At 62.6% G+C, this 18,435-nt stretch carries 20 protein-coding genes; 16 read left to right on the top strand and 4 right to left on the bottom strand.

Translation table 11 applies throughout. The features are described 5' to 3' along the window. The first annotated feature begins 8 nt into the window (after positions 1-8). Positions 9-3,905, top strand: coding sequence for a phosphoribosylformylglycinamidine synthase (purL, locus tag G7026_RS01925; RefSeq protein WP_181069233.1), 3,897 nt, complete (start codon positions 9-11; stop codon positions 3,903-3,905). A 196-nt stretch (positions 3,906-4,101) separates the two neighbouring features. Continuing rightward, positions 4,102-4,419: a Nif3-like dinuclear metal center hexameric protein gene (locus G7026_RS01930; RefSeq protein WP_181068953.1), complete on the top strand. Its 318-nt coding sequence runs from the start codon at positions 4,102-4,104 to the stop codon at positions 4,417-4,419. Positions 4,420-4,455: 36 nt separating this feature from the next. On the opposite strand, the gene G7026_RS01935 is transcribed toward G7026_RS01930, so the two are convergent. Together G7026_RS01935 and G7026_RS01940 are read right to left on the bottom strand one after the other, a co-directional pair. Continuing rightward, positions 4,456-4,959, bottom strand: coding sequence for a L,D-transpeptidase family protein (locus G7026_RS01935; protein WP_181068954.1), 504 nt, complete (start codon positions 4,957-4,959; stop codon positions 4,456-4,458). A gap of 24 nt (positions 4,960-4,983) precedes the next feature. After that, complete coding sequence (locus G7026_RS01940; RefSeq protein WP_181068955.1) at positions 4,984-5,541, bottom strand: NUDIX hydrolase; 558 nt, start codon at positions 5,539-5,541, stop codon at positions 4,984-4,986. A gap of 142 nt (positions 5,542-5,683) precedes the next feature. Here G7026_RS01940 and G7026_RS01945 point away from each other — a divergent pair, with 142 nt between their 5' ends. The 4 genes from G7026_RS01945 to purT are packed head-to-tail and all read left to right on the top strand — an operon-like array spanning position 5,684 to position 8,263. Next, positions 5,684-6,292, top strand: coding sequence for a CoA pyrophosphatase (locus G7026_RS01945; protein WP_181068956.1), 609 nt, complete (start codon positions 5,684-5,686; stop codon positions 6,290-6,292). Between the two features lie 53 nt (positions 6,293-6,345). Beyond that, positions 6,346-6,870, top strand: coding sequence for a gamma carbonic anhydrase family protein (locus tag G7026_RS01950; RefSeq protein WP_181069235.1), 525 nt, complete (start codon positions 6,346-6,348; stop codon positions 6,868-6,870). Beyond that, positions 6,867-7,064 carry a DUF1289 domain-containing protein gene (locus G7026_RS01955; protein WP_181068957.1) on the top strand — a complete coding sequence of 66 codons (198 nt, stop codon included), beginning with the start codon at positions 6,867-6,869 and terminating at the stop codon, positions 7,062-7,064. The genes G7026_RS01950 and G7026_RS01955 overlap by 4 nt, the downstream gene beginning before the upstream one ends. 17 nt (positions 7,065-7,081) lie before the next feature. Continuing rightward, on the top strand, positions 7,082-8,263 hold the full coding sequence (purT, locus tag G7026_RS01960) for a formate-dependent phosphoribosylglycinamide formyltransferase (protein ID WP_181068958.1): 1,182 nt from the start codon (positions 7,082-7,084) through the stop codon (positions 8,261-8,263). Positions 8,264-8,314: 51 nt separating this feature from the next. Here the strand turns inward: purT and G7026_RS01965 are convergent, their stop codons facing one another. Together G7026_RS01965 and G7026_RS01970 are read right to left on the bottom strand one after the other, a co-directional pair. After that, positions 8,315-9,601, bottom strand: a complete 1,287-nt coding sequence (locus G7026_RS01965) for an HlyC/CorC family transporter (protein ID WP_181068959.1) — start codon at positions 9,599-9,601, stop codon at positions 8,315-8,317. 14 nt (positions 9,602-9,615) lie between these two features. Further along, complete coding sequence (locus G7026_RS01970) at positions 9,616-10,416, bottom strand: cytochrome C assembly family protein (RefSeq protein WP_181068960.1); 801 nt, start codon at positions 10,414-10,416, stop codon at positions 9,616-9,618. Between the two features lie 166 nt (positions 10,417-10,582). Here G7026_RS01970 and ffh point away from each other — a divergent pair, with 166 nt between their 5' ends. The 10 genes from ffh to G7026_RS02020 all read left to right on the top strand — a co-directional run bounded on the left by ffh (position 10,583) and on the right by G7026_RS02020 (position 18,402). Beyond that, the gene (gene ffh / locus G7026_RS01975) at positions 10,583-11,959 is read left to right on the top strand and encodes a signal recognition particle protein (protein WP_181068961.1); all 1,377 of its coding nucleotides are present in this window, start codon (positions 10,583-10,585) and stop codon (positions 11,957-11,959) included. A 136-nt stretch (positions 11,960-12,095) separates the two neighbouring features. After that, positions 12,096-12,347 carry a 30S ribosomal protein S16 gene (rpsP, locus tag G7026_RS01980; protein WP_138408225.1) on the top strand — a complete coding sequence of 84 codons (252 nt, stop codon included), beginning with the start codon at positions 12,096-12,098 and terminating at the stop codon, positions 12,345-12,347. Between the two features lie 5 nt (positions 12,348-12,352). Next, positions 12,353-12,889: a ribosome maturation factor RimM gene (gene rimM, locus G7026_RS01985; protein ID WP_181068962.1), complete on the top strand. Its 537-nt coding sequence runs from the start codon at positions 12,353-12,355 to the stop codon at positions 12,887-12,889. Between the two features lie 5 nt (positions 12,890-12,894). Next, positions 12,895-13,647, top strand: coding sequence for a tRNA (guanosine(37)-N1)-methyltransferase TrmD (trmD, locus tag G7026_RS01990; protein ID WP_138408223.1), 753 nt, complete (start codon positions 12,895-12,897; stop codon positions 13,645-13,647). Between the two features lie 46 nt (positions 13,648-13,693). Further along, the gene (gene rplS, locus G7026_RS01995) at positions 13,694-14,044 is read left to right on the top strand and encodes a 50S ribosomal protein L19 (protein WP_181068963.1); all 351 of its coding nucleotides are present in this window, start codon (positions 13,694-13,696) and stop codon (positions 14,042-14,044) included. Between the two features lie 161 nt (positions 14,045-14,205). Next, on the top strand, positions 14,206-14,619 hold the full coding sequence (locus G7026_RS02000; protein WP_181068964.1) for an acyl-CoA thioesterase: 414 nt from the start codon (positions 14,206-14,208) through the stop codon (positions 14,617-14,619). A 64-nt stretch (positions 14,620-14,683) separates the two neighbouring features. Next, positions 14,684-15,580, top strand: coding sequence for a site-specific tyrosine recombinase XerD (xerD, locus tag G7026_RS02005; protein WP_181069237.1), 897 nt, complete (start codon positions 14,684-14,686; stop codon positions 15,578-15,580). A 90-nt stretch (positions 15,581-15,670) separates the two neighbouring features. Continuing rightward, positions 15,671-16,399 carry a thioredoxin fold domain-containing protein gene (locus G7026_RS02010; protein WP_181068965.1) on the top strand — a complete coding sequence of 243 codons (729 nt, stop codon included), beginning with the start codon at positions 15,671-15,673 and terminating at the stop codon, positions 16,397-16,399. A gap of 95 nt (positions 16,400-16,494) precedes the next feature. Then, positions 16,495-16,980, top strand: coding sequence for a GFA family protein (locus tag G7026_RS02015; protein ID WP_181068966.1), 486 nt, complete (start codon positions 16,495-16,497; stop codon positions 16,978-16,980). Between the two features lie 117 nt (positions 16,981-17,097). Then, positions 17,098-18,402, top strand: coding sequence for a homoserine dehydrogenase (locus G7026_RS02020; protein WP_181068967.1), 1,305 nt, complete (start codon positions 17,098-17,100; stop codon positions 18,400-18,402). Positions 18,403-18,435: the final 33 nt, after the last annotated feature.

Consider the following 18,435-nt stretch of genomic DNA (forward strand, 5'->3'; position numbering starts at 1 on the left):
TTCCGACGATGTTGATCCTGCGCGGCGCTCCTGCACTTTCCGCCTTCCGTCACGGCAAGCTCCTGGCGCAACTGACCGAAAAGGTCGCTGCCGTGAGCGGCGTTTATGCCGAGTTCGCCCATTTTGCCGAGGTATCCGGCGCCCTCGGGGCGGATGAGCAGCAGGTGCTGGCTCGCCTGCTCAAGTACGGCCCGAGCGTGCCGGTCCAGGAGCCGACCGGTCGCCTGTTTCTGGTGATTCCGCGCTTCGGCACCATTTCGCCCTGGTCCAGCAAGGCCAGCGACATCGCCCGCAATTGCGGTTTGAGCAAGATCCAGCGTCTGGAGCGAGGCATCGCCTATTACGTGGCCGGCGAGTTGTCCGAATCCGACGCGGCGCTGATCGCAGCCGTGCTGCACGACCGCATGACCCAGCTGGTTCTCGAGCGCTTCGAGGATGCATCGACGCTGTTCAGCCATGCCCAGCCCAGGACGTTGACCGCGGTGGACGTGCTGGCCGGCGGCCGTGCAGCGCTGGAGCGTGCCAACGCCGACCTCGGTCTGGCGCTGGCCGATGACGAGATCGAGTATCTGGTCAAGAGCTTCGGCGAACTGGGACGCAACCCGCACGACATCGAGTTGATGATGTTCGCCCAGGCGAACTCCGAGCATTGCCGTCACAAGATCTTCAACGCCAGCTGGGACATCGATGGCGAAAGCCAGGAAAAATCCCTGTTCGGCATGATCAAGAACACCTACCAGATGCACAGCGAAGGTGTGCTCTCGGCCTACAAGGACAATGCCGCGGTCATCGTCGGTAACGTGGCCGGGCGTTTCTACCCCAACCCCGAGAGCGGCGAGTACGCGGCGACTCGGGAGCCCGTGCACATTCTCATGAAGGTGGAAACGCACAATCACCCGACGGCCATCGCGCCGTTCCCGGGCGCCTCGACCGGCTCCGGCGGCGAGATTCGCGACGAGGGCGCGACCGGCCGCGGCGCCAAGCCAAAGGCCGGTCTGACCGGTTTCACGGTGTCCAACCTGAACATCCCGGGTTTCGTTCAGCCCTGGGAAAAGCCCTATGGCAAGCCCGAGCGCATCGTCACCGCGCTGGACATCATGATCGAAGGCCCGCTGGGCGGCGCCGCGTTCAACAACGAATTCGGGCGTCCGGCGCTTACCGGTTACTTCCGTACCTTCGAGCAGGCGGTGCAGACGCCACGGGGCGAGGAAGTGCGCGGCTACCACAAGCCCATCATGCTGGCGGGCGGCATGGGCAACATCCGCGAGGAGCACGTGCAGAAGGGCGAGATTTCGGTCGGCGCCAAGCTAATCGTGCTCGGTGGCCCGGCCATGCTCATCGGGCTGGGCGGTGGCGCTGCGTCGTCGATGGCGACCGGCACCAGTTCGGCCGACCTCGACTTCGCCTCGGTGCAGCGCGACAACCCGGAAATGGAGCGCCGTTGCCAGGAGGTCATCGATCGCTGCTGGCAGCTTGGCGAGCGCAACCCGATCAAGTTCATTCACGACGTTGGCGCCGGTGGCCTTTCCAACGCCTTCCCGGAACTGGTCAACGACGGCGGTCGAGGCGGGCGCTTCGAGCTGCGCAACATTCCCAACGATGAGCCGGGAATGGCGCCGCACGAGATCTGGTGCAACGAATCCCAGGAACGCTACGTGCTTGCCGTGGATACCGCCGATTTCGAGCGCTTCAAGGCTATCTGCGAGCGCGAGCGCTGCCCGTTCGCGGTGGTCGGCGAAGCGACCGAGGAGCCTCGTCTAACGGTGTCGGACAGCCATTTCGGCAACAAGCCGGTCGATATGCCGCTCAACGTGCTGCTGGGCAAGGCCCCGCGCATGCACCGCAGCGCCAGCCGCGAAGGCGCGCTGGGCGATGATTTCGAGCCGGCGGGCGTCGAGCTCACCGAGGCTGTCGGACGCGTGCTGCATCATCCTGCCGTGGCCAGCAAAAGCTTCCTGATCACTATCGGCGACCGCAGCATTACCGGTCAGGTGGCGCGCGACCAGATGGTCGGCCCGTGGCAGGTCCCGGTTGCCGATTGCGCGGTGACCGCCACCAGTTACGACGTCTATACCGGCGAGGCGATGGCCATGGGCGAGCGCACACCGCTCGCGCTGCTCGATGCGCCTGCCTCGGGGCGCATGGCTATCGGCGAGACGCTGACCAACCTTGCCGCTGCCCGTATCGAACGCCTTTCCGACATCAAACTGTCCGCCAACTGGATGGCCGCCGCCGGCCATCCAGGCGAAGACGCTCGCCTGTACGACACCGTGCGTGCCGTGGGCATGGAGCTGTGCCCCGAGCTTGGGATCACCATCCCGGTCGGCAAGGATTCCATGTCGATGAAGACCCGCTGGTCCGACGAAGGCGTGGACAAGAGCGTGACCTCGCCGCTGTCGCTCATCGTTTCGGGGTTCGCACCGGTGGCTGATGTGCGCCAGACGCTGACGCCGCAGCTGCGCCTGGACAAGGGCGAGACCGACCTCATTCTCATCGATCTCGGCCGTGGTCAGAACCGCATGGGGGCCTCGATCCTGGCGCAGGTTTATGGCCAGCTCGGGCGCCGGGCGCCGGACGTCGACGACGCTGAAGACCTGAAGGCTTTCTTTGCCGTCGTGCAAGGTCTGAACGCGGACGGCCTGTTGCTCGCCTATCACGACCGCTCCGATGGCGGCTTGATCACCACTGCGCTGGAGATGGCTTTCGCCGGCCATTGCGGTCTGGATCTCAATCTCGACGGCATCGCCCACGATGCCGAGGAGATCCCGGCGATCCTGTTCAACGAAGAGCTCGGTGCGCTGATCCAGGTGCGTCAGGACGATACCGAAGTGATCCTGGCTCAGTTCAGCGCGGCCGGGCTTGGCGATTGCGTCAGTGTCATCGGTCGGCCGATCAACAACGGGCGCGTGGTGGTGCGCTACAACGGTGCGGATATCTTCACAGGTGACCGCCGTCTGCTGCAGCGCCAGTGGTCCGAGACCAGCTATCAGGTCCAGCGTCTGCGCGACAATGCCGAGTGCGCCGACGAGGAATTCGATCTGCTGCTCGACGAAGAAAACCCAGGCCTGCACGCCAAGCTCAGCTTCGACGTCAATCAGGACATCGCCGCGCCCTACATCAAGAAAGGCCTGCGGCCGAAGGTCGCGATCCTGCGTGAGCAGGGCGTCAACGGTCAGTCCGAGATGGCGGCCGCCTTCGATCGTGCAGGCTTCGCCTCGGTCGATGTGCACATGAGCGACATCCTCGCCGGGCGAATCGAGCTCGAAAGCTTCAAGGGGCTGGTCGCCTGCGGCGGTTTCTCCTACGGTGACGTGCTCGGTGCCGGTGAAGGCTGGGCTAAGTCGATTCTGTTCAACAGCCGTGCACGCGAGGCGTTCAGCGGCTTTTTCGAGCGCAATGACAGCTTCGCACTGGGCGTCTGCAATGGTTGCCAGATGCTCTCCAACCTTCATGAACTGGTTCCCGGCAGCGAGTTCTGGCCGCACTTCGTGCGCAACCGCTCCGAGCAGTTTGAGGCGCGGGTTGCGATGGTACAGGTGCAGGATTCGCCTTCCATCTTCCTGCAGGGCATGGCCGGTTCCCGGTTGCCGATCGCCATTGCCCACGGCGAAGGTCATGCCGAATTCGAGAGCGAGGAAGCATTGCTCGAGGCCGATCTGTCGGGCTGTATAGCCATGCGTCTGGTGGACAACCACGGCAAGGTTACGGAGCGCTATCCTGCCAACCCCAGCGGCTCGCCGCGCGGTATCACCGGGTTGAGCAGCCGAGACGGGCGGGTGACCATCATGATGCCGCATCCGGAGCGGGTGTTCCGGGCCGTGACTAACTCATGGCGTCCGGACGATTGGCAAGAGGATGGTGGCTGGATGCGGATGTTCCGCAACGCCCGCGTCTGGGTGGATTGATCGGCCTGGGGCTGGCGGGATGCCGCCCAAGCCTGCACCCACCGGAGCAGGAGCGAATCAGCGGAGCAAGGTAGCCAGACGCTGTCCGGGGAAGTTGTTTACTGGCGGCTTACCGTCACTCTTGTGGCGGTTGCCATCTTTCCGGAGCGGCATGCCGAAACACGCCGCTCCGGGCTGAATTCGTGCGGAGACCTCGATGTACAAGCTGTGCTTCTATGTGCCAGAAAAGCATCTGGACGAAGTCAAGAAAGCGGTATTCGCCGCCGGCGGCGGTCGTATCGGTGCGTATGACAGCTGCTGCTGGCAGACCCTGGGCCAGGGGCAGTTCAGGCCGCTTGCGGGCAGCCAGCCGTTCATCGGTGAGGCGGGCAAGGTCGAGCAGGTCGCCGAGTGGAAAGTCGAGCTGGTGGTATCCGACGAGCTCATTCACGACTCGGTAAAGGCCCTGAAAAAGGCCCATCCTTACGAGACGCCGGCGTTTGACGTCTGGCGCCTGTCCGACATGCAATTCTGAGTTCGCGCAGGGCCGCGTTGCGTGCCCTGGCGCGAATCATGGCCTGATTTCGATCAGGGTTCCGTCCGGCACCCGACTCCACAGATCGCGCATGTCATCGTTCTTCAGCGCAATGCAGCCCTCGGTCCAGTCCAGGGTGTGGAAGAACCATTCCGGGTATTCCTCATCCAGCGGGGTGCCGTGCAGCATGATCATGCTGCCCGGCTTCACGCCTTGCGTCCGGGCGCGCTCGCTGTCGCGGGCGTTGGGGTAGGAAATGTGCATCGCCAGGTTGTACTTGTCGCTGATCTTGCGCCAGTTGATCCAGTAGAAGCCTTCGGGTGTGCGCTGGTCGCCTTCGCGCTCCTTGGCCCCGACCGGTTGTTTGCCCAGCGAGATGCGATAGCTCTTGAGCGTCTCACTGCGGCTGATCAGGTGCAGCTTTCGCTCCGACTTGATCACCAGCACCTTGTCGATGGGCTTTTCGGTAGAAGTGGGTGCCGGGCTGGCAAGGGAAAGTGTCGCGAGGCTGAAACAGAAAACAGCGAACAACCAGCGCATCGAAGAGGCTTCCAGATTACTGCGTCAGACCGGTCTCGGCGTGCCGACCCGCATGGGTGCGATCGACTCGTTGCGTACCGGGAAGGTCTGCTGTTCCCGGTCGGCGAAGAAGCATTCTAGGGTACGGCCCACGGTGGGAAAAGCGAGCGCTGACCAGGGGATATCCCGTTGATAAAACAACTCGACTTCCAGGCTCTCGCTGCCAGGGCTGAAGGCGAGGTCAACGAGTTCGGCGCGAAAGAACATGTACACCTGGCTGATGTGCGGCAGGTCGAACAATGTATAAAGCTGCAGCCCCCTGACCCGCGCGCAAGCCTCTTCGAGGGTTTCGCGCTCCGCGGCCTCCCGGGTCGTCTCGCCGTTCTCCATGAAGCCGGCCGGCAGGGTCCAGTAACCGCGACGAGGTTCGATCGCTCGCCGGCAAAGCAGCACGCGATCCTCCCACACCGGCAGGCAGCCGGCGACGATGCGCGGGTTCTGGTAGTGGATGGCGCTGCAGCTGCTGCAAACGAAGCGCAGGCGGTTGTCGCCGTCCGGGATGAGTTCGGCCACCGGGCCGCCACATTGGTTGCAGAATTTCATACCGGTTCCTCGTCCAAGATTGGCTAATCTTGGCTTGGGCATACCAATGCGGCAAGACGCCAATCGACTTGACGTTCCGAGCCTTGGGCGCGCTTACCGTTTCGTGCCATGATGCTGAGCGAAGAAAAAGACGAGAAATTCGATGCTGGACCACATTCTCCAAAGGGTGCGCGATTATTCGCCGCTTCTGATGGAGCCTGAAGCAGACCTACCCGAAGCCGCGGTGCTGATGCCGATCACCAGGGTGGAGGAACCCGAACTGGTGCTGACGCTGCGTGCCAGTGGCTTGTCCACGCACGGCGGAGAGGTGGCGTTCCCGGGTGGGCGGCGCGATCCGGAAGATCGCGATCTGGTTCATACCGCGTTGCGCGAAGCGCATGAGGAAGTCGGGCTGGTCCCCGGCATGGTGGAAGTCATCGGCCCGCTCAGCAGCCTCGTGTCGCGCTACGGCATCCACGTCACGCCCTACGTCGGGTTGGTCCCGGACTATGTGGAGTATCGGCCCAACGATGCCGAAATCGCGGCCGTGTTCTCGGTGCCGCTGGAGTTCTTCCGCCAGGACCCGCGTGAAGTCACGCATCGCATCGACTATCAGGGGAAGAGTTGGTATGTGCCGTCCTATCAATATGGCGAGTACCGAATCTGGGGGCTCACGGCGATCATGATCGTCGAGCTGGTCAACCTGATCTATGACGCCGGTATCGACCTGCACCGTCCCTCCGATTCGTTCCGCGATCTCAGCGGCCGATGATGCGTCCCACGCGGGGCGCATCCTTGAGGCAGAACCACAGCGTGAGGTAAATGATGAAATACCGCCTGGGTGATTCCCGTGTCGACGCCGATCCGCAGAGCTGGGTCGCTCCCAATGCCACGCTGGTCGGCAAGATTCGCCTCGATGCCGGGGCCAGCGTGTGGTTCAACGCGGTGCTGCGCGGCGACAACGAGCTCATCCATATCGGGCCGAACAGCAATGTGCAGGACGGCAGCGTGATCCATACCGACATGGGCTATCCGCTGACGCTCGGCACGGGCGTCACCATCGGCCATAAGGTGATGCTGCATGGGTGCACGGTCGGAGATTACAGCCTGATCGGAATCAACGCCGTGGTGCTCAACGGCGCGAAGATCGGCAAATACTGCATCATCGGCGCCAATACCCTGATCGCCGAAGGGAAAGAGATACCCGACGGCTCGCTGGTGGTCGGCTCGCCCGGCAAGGTGATCCGCGAGCTGACCGAGGCGCAGCGCAAGATGCTCGAGGCCAGTGCGGCGCACTACGTGCACAACGCCCAGCGCTACGCGCGTGATCTGCAGGAGCAGGAAGATTGAGCGAGGCGCGCGCCGACAAGCCGGTCGCCTCGCCGTGCGTGAGCATCTGCGCGCTCGACGATGAGGATATCTGTACGGGTTGCCAGCGTACGGTCGAAGAAATCACCCGCTGGGGCCGCATGGATAACGCCGAGCGCCGCCAGGTGCTCTTGCGTTGTCATGAGCGTGCCCGTGCAGCCGGCTTATTGCTATAGAACCTTTGAGGAATTCCATGTCCCGTATTGGTACTCCGCTGTCCGACAGCGCCACGCGTGTTCTACTTTGCGGTAGCGGCGAGCTTGGCAAGGAGCTGGTCATCGAGCTGCAGCGACTCGGCGTTGAGGTCATTGCCGTCGACCGTTATGACAAGGCGCCTGCCATGCAGGTCGCCCACCGCAGCCACGTGATCGACATGCTCGATGGCGAGGCGCTGCGGCGCATCATCGAGCAGGAACGGCCGCATTACATCGTGCCCGAGATCGAGGCGATCGCCACGGCGACGCTGGTCGAGCTGGAATCCGAAGGGTTCACCGTGATCCCGACGGCACGGGCGGCCCGCCTGACCATGAATCGCGAGGGTATTCGCCGTCTGGCTGCCGAGGATCTGGGGCTGCCGACCTCGCCATACCGTTTCGCCGACTCGCTGGAGCAATGCCGCGATGCGGCTACTGAGCTCGGCTTTCCCTGCCTGATCAAGCCGGTGATGAGCTCGTCCGGCAAAGGCCAGTCGGTGCTCAAAAGCGCCGCCGATGTCGAGGCGGCCTGGAACTATGCCCAGGCTGGCGGCCGTGCGGGGCAGGGCCGCGTCATTGTCGAAGGCTTCATCGATTTCGATTACGAGATCACCTTGCTGACCGTGCGGCACGCGGGTGGCACCACCTTCTGCGAGCCGGTCGGGCATCGCCAGGAAAAGGGCGATTACCAGGAGTCCTGGCAGCCTCAGGCAATGAGCGAGGCCGCGCGTGCGGAGGCTAAGCGTATCGCCTTGGCGGTCACCGAGGGGTTGGGCGGGCGCGGAATCTTCGGCGTCGAACTGTTCGTCAAAGGCGACAAGGTCTGGTTCTGCGAGGTGTCACCGCGCCCGCACGACACGGGGCTGGTCACCTTGATCTCCCAGGATCTGTCCGAATTCGCCCTGCATGCCCGGGCCATCCTGGGCTTGCCGATTCCGGCGATTCGTCAGTTCGGGCCGGCGGCATCGGCGGTGATTCTGGTCGAAGGTGAGTCGAGTCGGGTCAGTTTCGGCAACCTCGAAGCGGCGTTGAGCGAGCCTGATACGGCCTTGCGCCTGTTCGGCAAACCTCAGGTCAGTGGTCAGCGGCGCATGGGGGTGGCTCTGGCTCGCGACGAGTCCATCAAGGACGCGCGGGCAAAGGCCCTGCGGTCGGCGCAGGCGGTCAAGGTCGAGCTCTGATGGTTTCTGGCTTGAATGCTGCCCGCCTGCATAGGTAGGCAGTCTTCCCGATCACGAAGTCCCTTCGTCTTCCTCTGCGGGCTCGGCAAGCGCCCAGGCGCGAACGCTTTTGACCCGGTTGTCGGAGGCCTGGAGGATCTCCAGGCGATAGCGATCCACCTGCAGGCAGACGCCGCTGTCGGGGATGTGCTCGAGGGCTTCGGTGATCAGCCCGTTGACGGTCTTGGGGCCGTCGACAGGCAGTTGCCACCCCAGTGCCCGATTGATTTCTCGCAGGTAGGCCGCGCCGTCGATCACATGGGTGCCGTCTTCCTGCGGATGGATGTCCGGGCTGAGCAGGCTGTCCTGGTTGCTGAACTCGCCGACGATTTCCTCGAGGATATCCTCCAGGGTCACGATGCCCAGCACCTCACCGTATTCGTCGACGACGATGCCGATCTGGCGTTTCTGCTTCTGGAAGTTGAGCAGCTGGGTCGACAGCGGCGTGTTTTCCGGAACGAAGTAGGGCTCGCTGCAGGCCGTGCGCAGGTTGTCCTTGGTCAGCTGGTCGTGGCTGAGCAGGCGGGCAATCTTGCGCATGTGCACGATACCCTCGATATGGTTGATGTCCTTGCGGAACACCGGGATGCGCGTATGAGGGGTGGTCCTGAGCTGGGCGACAATGGTTTCGAGGTCATCCTCGAGGTCGATCCCGGTCACCTCGTGGCGGGGAATCATGATGTCGTCCACCCGCACCTTTTCAAGGTCGAGGATGCCGAGCAGCATGTTCTGCCTGTTCAGCGGCAGGTCCGCGCCGGACTCGCGCACGACGCTGCGCAATTCCTCGGTGGACAGGCTGTCGGTGACCTTGCTCGCCGGGTCGACGCCAAGCATCCTCAGCAGCCCGTTGCTGATCCAGCCCAGCGCCAGCACCAGCGGGTAGAACACCTTCTGTAGCATCAGCAGTGGCAGGCTGAACGGGTAGGCGACTTTCTCGGGGCGCAACGCGGCCAGGGTCTTGGGCGTGATCTCGCCGAAGATCAGCAGAAGCACGGTCAAGCCAATGGTGGCGATGGCGATGCCGGCCTCGCCCCATAGCCTCACTGCCAGCACAGTGGCGATGGACGAGGCGAGGATGTTGACGAAATTGTTGCCGACCAGAATGGTGCCCAGCAGACGGTCGGGCCGCGCCAGAAGGCTGCTGACGCGCTTGGCCGCACGGTGGCCTTCCTTTGCCTGGTGGCGCAGGCGGTAGCGGTTGAGGCTGAGCATGCCGGTCTCGGAGCTCGAAAAGAAGGCCGAGCAGAGCAGCAAAAAGATCAGAACGCCAACCAGGACGCCGGGATGAAGGTTTTCCACGGTGACGATCTGCCTCAGATGTGCAGGATGAATTCGCGGACGAGCTTGCTGCCGAAATAGGCCAGCATCAGCAGGCAAAAGCCCGCCAAGGTCCAGCGGATGGCCTTGTGCCCGCGCCAGCCGAGGCGATGGCGACCCCACAGTAGAAGTCCGAAGACCACCCAGGCGACGACGGACAGAAGCGTCTTGTGTACCAGGTGCTGGGCAAAGAGGTCGTCAAGGAACATCCAGCCGGAGATCAGCGACGCCGACAGCAGCAGCCAGCCGGCCCAGAGAAACCCGAACAGCAGGCTTTCCATCGTCTGCAATGGCGGGAAGTTCTTGATCAGGCCGGACGGGTGCTTGTGTTTGAGGTGGTGATCCTGCAGCAGCAGCAACAACGCCTGGAACACGGCGATGGTCAGCAGGCCGTAGGCGAGTATCGACAGCAGGATGTGCGCCAGAATGCCGGGCTGTTCGATGATCGCCGGCACGGTGCCCGAGGGGGCGAATTCGGCGAAAAGAACGGTGAGGCAGCCCAGCGGAAACAGCAGCAGCAACAGGTTCTCGACCGGCATGCGGTACAGCGCCATCAGAATCAGCAGGATCACAGCGGCTGCGATCAGGCTCGAGGCGGTGAAAAAATCCAGGTGAAGGCCGGCCGGCGTCAGAAGTTGCATGGCCAGGCTCACGCCGTGGGCGAGCAGTGCAAGCAGGCCCACGCCGAGGAGCAGGCGTTTGTCTGGCGTGATGCGCTGCGTCAGCCGCAGGCCTTGGTATCCAGAGACGCCAGCGTAGAGGAGGGCGGCAGCGAGGCTGGGTAGCAGAGGGTGCATAGATCCCGGGAGCAAACTGGAAAGGCGCTGAGTGTGGCACAAAGACCAGGCCTGCAAAAGCAGGCGAGCGGCCAGGGGTTGACGAAAACCGTGACGGGCGGGGTACCGGCTGGCACCTTCCAGCTTCTATAATCTCGCCCTCACCACATCCAGCGTGGAATGGCTCATGTTTGAAAACCTTACCGACCGTCTTTCCCTGACCCTGCGCCATGTCACCGGCAAGGCGAAACTGACCGAAGACAACATCAAGGACACCCTGCGCGAAGTGCGCATGGCGCTGCTCGAGGCCGACGTCGCCCTGCCGGTGGTCAAGGACTTCGTCAACCGGGTCAAGGATCGCGCGGTCGGGACGGAGGTCTCGAAGAGCCTGACGCCGGGCCAGGCGTTCGTGAAGATCGTGCGTGCCGAGCTCGAAGAGCTGATGGGCGCTGCCAACGAAGACCTGTCCTTGAGCGTCGCGCCGCCTGCGGTGGTGTTGATGGCTGGCCTGCAGGGCGCGGGTAAGACCACCACTGTCGGCAAGCTGGCGCGCTTTCTCAAGGAGCGCAAGAAAAAGACGGTGCTGGTGGTTTCCGCCGACGTTTATCGCCCGGCAGCGATCAAGCAGTTGGAAACGCTGGCCGCCGAAGTGGGCGTGACCTTTTTTCCGTCCGACACCAGTCAGAGGCCGGTCGATATCGCCCAGGCGGCGATCCGGGAAGCCAAGCTCAAGTTCATCGACGTCGTGCTGGTCGACACTGCGGGTCGTCTGGCCATCGACAGCGAGATGATGGCCGAGATCCAGGCTATCCATGGTGCGATCAATCCGGCCGAGACGCTGTTCGTGGTCGATGCGATGACCGGCCAGGATGCGGCCAATACCGCCAAGGCCTTTGGCGATGCGCTGCCGCTCACTGGCGTGGTGCTGACCAAGGTCGATGGTGACGCGCGCGGCGGTGCCGCGCTCTCGGTACGCTCGATCACCGGCAAGCCGATCAAGTTTCTCGGCATGGGTGAGAAAAGCGACGCACTCGAGCCTTTCCATCCCGACCGCATCGCCTCGCGCATCCTCGGTATGGGCGACGTGCTCAGTCTCATCGAGCAGGCCGAGCAGACGCTCGATCGCGAAAAGGCGGAAAAGCTCACCAAGAAGCTCAAGAAAGGCAAAGGCTTCGATCTCGAGGATTTCCGCGACCAGCTTCAGCAGATGAAGAACATGGGCGGCCTCGGCGGATTGATGGACAAGCTGCCTTCGATTGGCGGCATGAACCTTTCGCAGATGGGCAATGCCCAGGGGGCGGCGGAGAAGCAGTTCATGCAGATGGAGGCGATCATCAATTCGATGACGCCTGCCGAGCGCCGCAATCCCGATATCATCAGCGGTTCGCGCAAGCGGCGCATCGCCCTGGGTTCGGGGACCCAGGTGCAAGATATTGGTCGCCTGATCAAGCAGCACAAGCAGATGCAGAAGATGATGAAGAAAGTCACTGCCAAGGGCGGCATGAGCAAGATGATGCGCGGTATGGGCAGCATGTTCCCCGGCGGCGGCATGCCCAAGTTTTAACCCGCATGGCAGGCGCTTCTGCGTCTGTCGCTGAAACCATTTGCAATCCTGCCGTTTATCCTTAGAATATGCGGCCTTTCGGGCCTAGGGCTCGTGTATCCAGATTCGCAGCACCGACTACAGGAACGATGTTCACATGGTAACCATTCGTCTCGCTCGTGGCGGCTCCAAGAAGCGCCCTTTCTACCACCTGACCGTGACCAACAGCCGCAATGCGCGCGATGGTCGTTTCGTTGAGCGTATCGGCTTCTTCAATCCGATCGCTTCGGGTGCGGAAGTGAAGCTCTCTGTCGACCAGGAGCGTGCCAGCTACTGGCTGAGCCAGGGCGCACAGCCGTCTGAGCGCGTTGCTCAGCTGCTCAAGGAAGCTGCCAAGGCCGCTGCCTGAACCCTATGAGCGCCACGCCTGCCCCGGCCGACGACCTGATCGTTCTCGGCAAGATCGTTTCGGTGCATGGTGTGCGCGGTGAAGTGAAGGTGTATTCCTTCACCGATCCGATTGAAAACCTGCTCGATTATCGCAACTGGACGCTGAGGCGAGGTGGCGAGATCAAGCAGGTCGTCATGGCTTCGGGAAGGCTGCAGAACAAGGTTCTGGTAGCCAAGCTGAAGGGGCTGGATGATCGAGAAGTCGCGCGCACCTACGCCGACTTCGAAATCTGTATTCCTCGCAGCGAACTCCCGGCCCTGGCGGGCGACGATTACTACTGGTTCCAGCTCCAGGGGCTGAAGGTTGTTAACCAGGAAGGGCAATGGCTCGGCGTGGTGGATCATCTTCTTGAAACCGGTGCGAACGACGTGCTGGTGGTCAAGCCGGCCGACGGTAGTCTGGATGACCGCGAACGGTTGCTGCCTTATACCGATCAGTGCGTGCTGAAGGTCGATCTGGACGCTGGCCAGATGCAGGTCGACTGGGATGCGGACTTCTGAACGGCGTGGCGACCTTGCGCGTTGAAGTCATCACCTTGTTCCCGGACATGTTCGCGGCCATCAGCGATTGGGGTATCACCAGTCGTGCGGTAAAGCAGGGCTTGCTCCAGCTGACATGCTGGAACCCCCGCAGCTATACCGAAGATCGGCACCAGACTGTGGACGACCGGCCTTTCGGCGGTGGTCCGGGGATGGTGATGAAGATCGCTCCGTTGGAGCGCGCGCTGGCCGACGCCAGGCTCGCTGCAGGGGAGAAGGCGAAGGTCATCTACCTGTCGCCGCAGGGACGTCAGCTTAAACAGGCGGACGTCCGTGAAATGGCGAAGGGGGAAGCATTGATCCTCATCGCCGGTCGGTACGAAGGTATCGACGAGCGCTTCATCGAAGCGCATGTGGATGAAGAATGGTCGGTTGGCGATTACGTGTTGTCCGGTGGCGAGCTGCCGGCCATGGTGCTGATCGATGCCGTGACCCGATTGCTTCCCGGAGCGCTGGGTCATGCTGATTCGGCCGAGGAGGATTCGTTTACCGACGGCCTGCTCGACTGCCCGCATTACACGCGACCCGAGGTGTATGCGGACAAACGTGTTCCTGAGGTGCTGCTCAGCGGCAACCATGAACACATCCGGCGCTGGCGTTTGCAGCAGTCCCTTGGAAGGACCTGGGAACGCCGCGCTGATCTTCTGGATAGCCGCTCGCTTTCTGGAGAAGAACAGAAGCTGCTGGCGGAATACATCCGTCAGCGGGACGATAGTTAACGTATCGATGGCGCACCCTCGACGGTCCGCCTTAGGAGCACACAGCATGACCAACAAGATCATCCAGCAGCTCGAAGCCGAGCAGATGTCCAAGGAAATCCCGCCGTTCGCCCCGGGCGACACCGTGATCGTTCAGGTGAAGGTGAAGGAAGGCGACCGTCAGCGTCTGCAGGCCTTCGAAGGCGTCGTGATCGGCAAGCGCAATCGCGGTCTGAACAGTGCGTTCACCGTGCGCAAGATTTCCAACGGTGTAGGCGTGGAACGTACCTTCCAGTCCTACAGCCCGCTGGTCGACAGCATCAGCGTCAAGCGCCGCGGCGATGTTCGCAAGGCCAAGCTGTACTACCTGCGCGAGCTGTCCGGCAAGGCCGCCCGCATCAAGGAAAAGCTGTCCTGAGGACAGCGGTTCCATCGAAAAAGCAGCCCTCGGGCTGCTTTTTTGCATTCAGGGGATCGCTGACCAGGCGGTCCGAGTCATCTGCCTGCGCGGCAGCGTAAGAACAATCACAACAACAGTCGCGGCACGAGGCCAGTCACTTCACATCCGAAGAGTGCGGCATGACCCCCAGAGAGCTAGAAATTCAGCGTCGCACGCAGTTGTCCGAGACGCGTGTCACCAAGGCGGTGTTTCCGCTTACCACCAATCACCACAATACCTTGTTCGGCGGGACCGCCCTGGCCTGGATGGATGAGGTGTCCTTCATTACCGCGACGCGCTTCTGCCGCCTGCCGCTGGTGACGGTGTCCACTGACCGCATCGACTTCAATCATCCGATCGCAGCGGGCTCGATCGTCGAGCTGATCGGGCGGGTGGTCAAGGTGGGCAACACCAGCCTCAAGGTATCGGTAGAGGTATTCGTCGAGAGCATGATCGCCGATGGTCGCAAGAAAGCCATCGAGGGTACGTTCAGCTTCGTCGCAATCAATGAAGAGCAGCGTCCGGTACCGGTATTGCCCAGTCTCGTAGAGTGAGGCGCTGGCATCTCCCTTCGTGCCTGTGGAAGACTGAGTGCCCCTGCTTGAAGTCCGGTTGCCCATGAGCGTTCGCGAAGATCCCCTGATCGATCAGTTTCTCGATGCCCTCTGGCTCGAGAAGGGCCTGGCCGACAACACGCGCGAGGCCTATCGCAGCGACTTGGGTCTGTTCAATGGCTGGCTGCACGAGCGCGGCGTAGCCTTGAGCGACGCCGGGCGAGAAATCATTCTCGATCATCTGGCCTGGCGCCTCGGCAATGGCTACCAGGCGCGCTCGACTGCGCGCTTTCTTTCAGGGCTGCGCGGCTTCTACCGTTATCTCTGGCGCGAAGGGCAGGTCGGCCAGGATCCGACCCTTCGTGTCGAGACGCCCCGTCTGGGCCGGCCGCTGCCCAAGACCCTTTCCGAAGCCGATGTCGAGGCGTTGCTGGCCGCGCCGGACACCGCCGAGCCGTTGGGGATGCGCGACCGTGCGATGCTCGAGGTCCTCTACGCGTGCGGGCTGCGGGTGACCGAGCTGATCAGCCTGACGCTTGAGCAGGTCAGCCTGCGTCAGGGCGTGCTGCGCACCTTTGGCAAGGGCAACAAGGAGCGTCTGGTGCCGATGGGGGACGAGGCCATGCACTGGATCGAGCGCTACCTGCGCGAGGCGCGAGGCGAGTTGCTGGCGGGCAAGGCCAGTGATGTGCTGTTTCCCAGTCAGCGAGGCGATCAGATGACGCGCCAGACGTTCTGGCACCGGATAAAGCTGCATGCGAAGGTGGCCGGTATCGGGAAATCGATATCGCCACATACGCTGCGCCATGCCTTTGCGACCCATCTGCTCAATCACGGGGCCGACCTGCGCACCGTGCAGATGCTGCTCGGCCATAGCGATCTGTCCACCACTCAGATCTACACCCACATCGCACGTGCCCGCCTGCAGGAGCTCCATGCACAGCATCACCCTCGCGGCTGATCCGGATGTGTCGTGGCCGGCAACGGACCCAATGTGCGCTGTGATAGGCTGGCCCACTTTTTCCACGCCGCTGTCAGGAGATTTCAGTTCATGCGCGTGATTCGTTTGTTTGCCGCGATGGCCCTCGGTCTGTCCGGTTCCCTGGCCCTGGCGGCCGATCCCGATCAGGCCATCCGCCAGTCGCTGCAAGCCCTGCAACCCGATATGCCGATCCAGGCCATCGCCGAAAGCCCCATGCCGGGCGTCTATCAGGTCCAACTGGCTGGCGGTCGCCAGCTGTATGCCAGCGCCGATGGCCAGTTCCTGATTCAGGGTTACCTGTTCCAGTTCAAGGACGGGCAGGCGGTCAACCTCACCGAGAAGGCTCAGGCCAGCGCCGTGGCCAAGGAAATCAACGCGGTGCCTGCGAGCGAGATGGTGGTTTTCGCACCCGAGAAGCCGAAGACCCACATTACGGTATTCACCGATACCGATTGCGGCTATTGCCAGAAGCTGCACAGCGAAGTGAAAGAGCTCAACCGTCTTGGCGTCGAGGTTCGCTACATGGCGTTTCCGCGTCAGGGCCTCGGCAGTGCCGGTGCCAAGACCCTCGCCAATGTCTGGTGCGCCAAGGATCGTCAGGCTGCGATGAACAAGGCCAAGGCCCGTGAAAACGTACCCGATGCCAGCTGCGAAAACCCTGTGGCCAAGCAGTTCGCGATGGGGCAGATGATGGGCGTGCAGGGTACTCCTGCGATCATTCTGGCCGACGGTCATATGATTCCGGGCTACCAGCCTGCGCCGCAACTGGCTGAAATCGCGCTCCAGGCGGGTCAGTAACCACGCCGCCGGTCCGAAAAGCCCGGTCCCCTTTGCGACTTCTCGAAACTTGGTGACCACCCTCGCTCAAAGCTAGAAACGAGCGAGGTGTTCCTATGAAACTGGAAGGTTCCTGTCATTGCCGTGCGGTGCGCTTCAGCGTCGAATCCGCTCAGCCCTATCCCTTCATGCGTTGCTACTGCTCCATTTGCCGCAAGACGGCAGGCGGGGGCGGTTATGCCATCAATCTGGGTGCCGATCACAGGACCCTGCAAGTCGAAGGCCGTGATCATCTGAGCGTTTACCAGGCGCGGATGGTCGGTGATGACGGCGAGGTGAGCATCAGCGATGGTCAGCGGCATTTCTGCAAGCACTGTGGCAGCGCGCTCTGGCTTTGGGACCCGAGCTGGCCGGACCTGGTCCATCCCCACGCTTCGGCGATCGATACGCCGTTGCCGGTACCGCCGGAGCACACCCACCTGATGGTTGGCTCGAAAGCCTCCTGGGTGGAGCCGCAGCTCTCACCCAAAGACAAGGTCTTCGAGGAGTACCCAGATGAATCCCTGGCGCAGTGGCACGAGCGGCTGGGGCTTTCCCGCTGAACCGCCACAATGCCCGCTGTACCCCGCGCCGATTGACTAAAACCTGCATGCTTCGTAATGTGCGGGTCTTTTGTTCGGTCGGTGCGCCGACCGTTTCGTTGGTATGGGGAGTTCAGCTTGAAACCGGTGAAAGTTGGCATCTGTGGGCTGGGTAACGTCGGTGGCGGTACCTTCAATGTGCTCAAACGCAACGCCGAGGAGATTGCCCGCCGTGCCGGGCGCGGAATCGAGGTTGCGCAGATTGCTACCCGCCGGCCGAACCCCAAGTGCGATACCGGCTCCACGCCGATTTGCGCCGATGTGTTCGAGGTAGTCGAAAACCCCGAAATCGATATCGTCGTCGAGTTGATCGGTGGCTACACGGTCGCTCGCGACCTGGTACTCAAGGCCATCGCCAACGGCAAGCACGTGGTGACCGCCAACAAGGCGCTGATCGCGGTTCATGGCAACGAGATCTTTGCCCGGGCCAGGGAACAGGGTGTGATCGTGGCGTTCGAGGCGTCGGTAGCCGGTGGCATTCCGGTCATCAAGGCGATCCGCGAGGGCCTTGCCGCCAACCAGATCAACTGGCTCGCCGGCATCATCAACGGCACGGGCAACTTCATCCTGACCGAGATGCGCGAGAAGGGCCGTACCTTCGAGGACGTGCTCAAGGAAGCCCAGGCGCTGGGGTATGCCGAGGCCGACCCAACCTTCGACGTCGAAGGCATCGATGCTGCCCACAAGCTGACCATCCTTGCGTCGATCGCGTTCGGCATCCCGCTGCAGTTCGACAAGGCCTACACCGAGGGCATTTCCCGTCTGGCTACCGCCGACGTGAATTATGCCGAGGCGCTGGGTTATCGCATCAAGCACCTGGGCGTTGCCCGCCGTACCGCCGCTGGTATCGAGCTTCGCGTGCATCCGACGCTGATTCCTGCAGATCGCCTGATCGCCAACGTCAACGGCGTGATGAACGCCGTGATGGTCAACGGCGACGCCGTGGGCTCGACGCTCTATTATGGCGCTGGCGCCGGCATGGAGCCGACGGCTTCTGCCGTCGTCGCCGACCTGGTGGATGTGGCGCGGGCGCTGACCACCGACCCGAATAACCGTGTTCCTCACCTGGCGTTCCAGCCCGACGCGCTGTCGGACCATCCGATCCTGCCGATCGGCGCCTGCGAAAGCGCCTATTACCTGCGCATCCAGGCCAAGGACCATCCGGGCGTGCTCGCCCAGGTCGCGACCATCCTGTCCGAGCGCGGAATCAACATAGAGTCGATCATGCAGAAGGAAGTCGAGGAGCACGATGGCCTGGTGCCGGTGATCCTGGTCACTCACCGAGTGGTCGAGCAGCGCATCGACGACGCGATTGCCGCCCTGGAGCATCTGGACGACGTAGTCGGTTCGGTCGTGCGCATCCGCGTGGAACAACTCAATTAATCCCTAGCCGGGAGCTGCACGCCGAACGCGAGT

Source organism: Stutzerimonas azotifigens (assembly GCF_013522725.1).
In the GTDB taxonomy this organism is placed as follows: Bacteria; Pseudomonadota; Gammaproteobacteria; order Pseudomonadales; family Pseudomonadaceae; genus Stutzerimonas; species Stutzerimonas azotifigens_A.